The sequence below is a fragment of the Polaromonas sp. P3_C2 genome (assembly GCF_056402675.1).
This window is the reverse complement of the sequence record NZ_JBFUGX010000553.1, coordinates 1-2,857: the sequence shown is the minus strand read 5'-3', so window position 1 is coordinate 2,857 and position 2,857 is coordinate 1. Positions and strand designations below refer to the sequence as shown.

2 protein-coding genes and 1 pseudogene are annotated in these 2,857 nt (G+C 62.7%); all 3 read right to left on the bottom strand.

What is annotated here, in order from left to right; translation table 11 throughout:
* A pseudogene (locus AC1DWI_RS18835) lies at positions 1-326 on the bottom strand (RND transporter); the annotation flags it as partial.
* On the bottom strand, positions 313-1,071 hold the full coding sequence (locus tag AC1DWI_RS18830; RefSeq protein WP_477670616.1) for a CerR family C-terminal domain-containing protein: 759 nt from the start codon (positions 1,069-1,071) through the stop codon (positions 313-315). The pseudogene AC1DWI_RS18835 and the gene AC1DWI_RS18830, both read right to left, overlap by 14 nt.
* A gap of 45 nt (positions 1,072-1,116) precedes the next feature.
* A partial coding sequence (gene glnE, locus AC1DWI_RS18825) for a bifunctional [glutamate--ammonia ligase]-adenylyl-L-tyrosine phosphorylase/[glutamate--ammonia-ligase] adenylyltransferase (protein WP_477725433.1) occupies positions 1,117-2,857 on the bottom strand: 1,741 nt, incomplete at its 5' end.

The following is a 2,857-nucleotide window of genomic DNA, read 5'->3' as shown; positions in this document are numbered from 1 at the left end:
CGTGAAGCCCGCGCCTGCTCAATGTTGGAGCGCGCGGTGGAAACGGTCGGGCTGACCGATTCCGCCGCCATGATCAGTTCCACCAGCAAGGGGTCATTTTGTTGCTGCCACCATTGCGACAGCCCTTTCAGGCTGCCGCCGTGAGGCAATGCTGCTGTGGTGCCCGCCGCCGGCAAAGGCGTTTGCCATTGCGCGGGAATCGAGACGGAAGGTGGTGTGTGCGGATTGTCGGAAGCGCAGCCGCCCAGCAACAGCGCGCATGCGCCGAACAGCGGCGCCGCTGTCAGCAAGCGCAAGCGATCGCGTCCGGAGTCAGTTTTTTTCATGGTGTGCTGTGTTCAATCGCGGCGCCGCGGCCACGGGGTAATCGGAAAGGTGATTTCGGCGTGCCATTTCGACGCCTACCATGGCTTCGGCATACGCCACCAGGCTGACGGCCCACTGTTCCAGGGCTTCAGGTGTTCCGAACAGCTGGGGCCGGATCGCCTCCACGACTTCGCGGCTGAGGAACATCTGAAGTGCCAGCCCGGTGATGGAAAACGCCAGCCTGTGCACCTCGTCGTCGGCTTTGGTGACGTCTAAATGGCGGCAAAGCACAATAACCAGCGCGGTATGCGCCGGCTTGATCCCCTGGTCGATTTCTTCGGCCCACAGGCCTGTGGGTTCCAGCATCTCGCGAAAGTGGAGCTTCATGCACAACTGCACCAGTTCACCTTGGCGTAAAGGTTCTAGGAAGCTCGAAAAAAAGCCTTCAAGGGACTGCCGCAAGGTGAAATGGGGCTGGTTGTACAGCGCAATGTCATCGCGCGCGCTGCCCAGCGGTTCGGTGAAAACGGCCCGGTACAAGCCGGCCTTGTCGCCAAAGTAATAGCTGATCGCCGCCACGTTGGCTCCCGCAGCATGGGCGATATCGCGAATCGAGGTTTTGGCAAACCCTTTTTCGGAAAACAGCCTGAGTGCCGCGAGCAACAGGTGCGCCCTGGCGTGGGCGCCGTCGGAGCGCTGTTTTCGGCTTTCGCCTTCAGGCTTGGCTGAGCGCGAAGGTGTTTGAGAGGGCAGGTCGGGTGTCATGTGCCCGGATTAGAGCACATTAATCAAACAATCGATTGAATTAAATCAATTGTTTGATTTGAAAGTGGCGACCCACAGTTGCTGGATCGCGCCGCGCTCTGCCTCAAGCGCAGGCGGGTTGACCTGGGTGGGTTCTTCGTTGAGGCGTGCGCGGTGCTGGACACGCCGCAGTTCGCGGTAGGCGCTTGCCGCCCGCTGGCCGACGCCGGCCGGCAGCAGGCCGGCCGTTTCTGCGCGTTGCAGGAGCGAGATGTTGCCGACGTTGTCCCTCAATTCCGGGTGCCGGGCTGATTGGGAAAGCACCAGGAACTGCACGGCGAACTCGGCGTCCACCATGCCGCCCGCACTGTGCTTGACGTCAAATTTTTCAGCCTTGAGCGGAGGCGGGCCTGAGACGGATCCGCCTGTGGGGCTCGGCGTTGCATGGAGGCTTTTGACCGGATGGGCGTCGCGAACCTTTTCGCGCATGGCCACAATTTCATTGCGCAGCGCAACGATGTCGCGCGGAGCGGTGATGACGGTCTGCCGGACTTCGTCAAACCGCAGGCGCAGCGACTCGTCACCCAACACGAAGCGCGCACGTGTCATGGCCTGGTGTTCCCAGGTCCAGGCGGTATTGCTGCCGCGCTGCTGCTGGTAGCGGGTATAGGCCTCAAAACTGGTGACCAGCAAGCCTGAATTGCCGTTGGGGCGCAAAGCGGTATCGATTTCAAACAGGTCGCCTTCGCCGGTCTTGATGGTCAACCAGTTGATCAGCTTGCGCACAAATGCCGCATAGACTTCGGGGGCCCGCTCGTCATCGTCCTCATAGACGAACACGATGTCGAGATCGCTGCCGTAACCCAGTTCTTTGCCGCCCAGTTTGCCGTAGGCAATGATGGCGAACTGCGGTGTTTCACGGTGCCGGTTCTTCAGGCGCTGCCAGCACCAGTCGGTGGTGATGCTCAGCACCGCTTCGGCGAGAGCCGTCAGATCATCGGCCACCTGCTCGACGGTGAGTACGTCTTCCAGATCGCGCGCCAGGGTGCGGAACACTTCCGCATGATGGGCGCGGCGCAGCAGGTTCAGGCAGGTTTCCTCGTCGTCCTCGCCGGTGCTCCTGAGCGCGGCCAGGCGCTGTTGCAGGTCCCGCGCGAAGGCCGTGCCGTCAAAGCGTTCCTTGAGCAGCTCGTCGCTGGCCAGTTCATCAATGACGCCGGGGTGCTGTAGCAGGTAGCGCGCGGGCCATTTGGCGGCCCCCAGCAGGCGCAGCAGGCGCTCATGCACCGCGGGCCGTTCCAGCAGCAGCGCCAGGTAGCTCTCCCGCCTCAGGAGCGGCTCTATCCAGTCGATGATGCGCACAGCCGCTTCCTCGGTGACCGTGCCTTCCGCCAGCCAGGCGGCGGTGCGCTGCACCAGCCGCGCCAGGCGGGCGCGGGAATCTTCGCGCAGGGCCAGCACCCTGGGGTGCTGGCGCCACAGCGCCAGGCGGGCGCGAAACTGTTCCGGCCATTGTTCCGACAATTGCTCCAGCACGTCTTCGAGCTGCTGCGGCGCCGCCTTGGCCGTTTTGCCGCAGCCTTTGCAGTCGGGCTTGCCGCCCAGCAGTTTGTCGAATTCCCCGGCCACCAGCTCCCGGTGGGTGTCGAGTTCGCTGAGGAAGAAGCAGCAATTGCTGTAGCCCAGCGTTTCTGCGATCCACGCCAGGTCGTCATCACGCGTGGGCAGGACATGGGTCTGCTGGTCATCGAGGTACTGGATGCGATGCTCCACGCGGCGAAGAAAATCATAGGCGCGTGCCAGCGCA

Coding starts and splice junctions, on each gene's coding strand:
- AC1DWI_RS18830 (WP_477670616.1), bottom strand. CDS start 1,071: ATGACACCCGACCTGCCCTCTCAAACACCTTCGCGCTCAGCCAAGCCT.